Here is a 1,017-nt window from a genome sequence, read left to right on the forward strand (position 1 = left end):
ACCGGCAGCTTCTGCGGGTCGGTGGTGGCCAGAAGGAACTTCACGTGCTCCGGCGGCTCTTCCAGCGTCTTCAGCAGCGCATTGAACGCCGCCTTGGAGAGCATGTGCACTTCGTCGATCAGATAGACCTTGTACTGCCCACGGGAGGGCATGTACTGGGCGTTCTCGATCACCTCACGCACGTCATCGACGCCGGTATTGGACGCGGCATCGATTTCCAGCAGGTCGATATAGCGGCCCGCATCGATGTCCAGGCAAGCCCGGCACTGACCGCAGGGGTCGGCACTGGTGCCCTGCTCGCAGTTCAGCGACTTGGCGAAGATACGGGCAATGGTGGTCTTGCCGACACCCCGGGTGCCGGTAAACAGGAAGGCGTGGTGGACGCGGCCACTGTCGAGCGCATTGCTGAGCGCACGGACCACGTGCTCCTGGCCCACCAGCTCGGCAAAACGCTTCGGACGCCACTTGCGGGCAAGGACGAGATAGGACATCAGGCAACCGTCTTCATCTGAAGCCCCATTGTGCCATGGCCGACCTGTCCGCCAGCACCCTGTTCAGAGGGTGCTTGTGGCCGGCGCCCAGTCACTATAGAATCTGCGCCCCTGCTGAGGCATTACAGCGGCAGGATCCGGAGAGGTGTCCGAGTGGTTGAAGGAGCACGCCTGGAAAGTGTGTAAGCGTCTAAACCGCGCTTCGGGGGTTCGAATCCCCCTCTCTCCGCCAGATAAAAAGAAAAGGCCGCCCATTGGGTGGCCTTTTCTTTTTATTCGGGGGAAAGCATGGGCGATGAGAGCCCCAACGGGTTCGACCGCCGGCGCAGCCGGTGGGACGGCGCAGCCGCCCGAAGGGTGAAGGTGCGAAGCACCGAATCAATCCCCCTCTCTCCGCCAGATAACTGAAAAAGCCGTCCCTTGTGGGCGGCTTTTTCAGTTATTGGACGGAAAGCATGGGCGATGAGAACTCCAACGGGTTCGACCGCCGGCGCAGCCGGTGGGACGGCGCAGCCGCCCGAAGGGT

1 protein-coding gene and 1 tRNA gene are annotated in these 1,017 nt (G+C 62.1%); one reads left to right on the forward strand and one right to left on the reverse strand.

What is annotated here, in order from left to right; translation table 11 throughout:
- A partial coding sequence (gene dnaX / locus RT460_RS17100) for a DNA polymerase III subunit gamma/tau (protein ID WP_313320645.1) occupies positions 1-491 on the reverse strand: 491 nt, incomplete at its 3' end.
- Between the two features lie 139 nt (positions 492-630).
- Between dnaX and RT460_RS17105 the strand changes: the two genes are divergently transcribed.
- A tRNA-Ser gene (locus RT460_RS17105) sits at positions 631-723 on the forward strand.
- Positions 724-1,017 lie beyond the last annotated feature (294 nt).

Origin of the sequence: Stenotrophomonas sp. (assembly GCF_032061965.1) — a bacterium.
Classification (GTDB): Bacteria; Pseudomonadota; Gammaproteobacteria; order Xanthomonadales; family Xanthomonadaceae; genus Stenotrophomonas.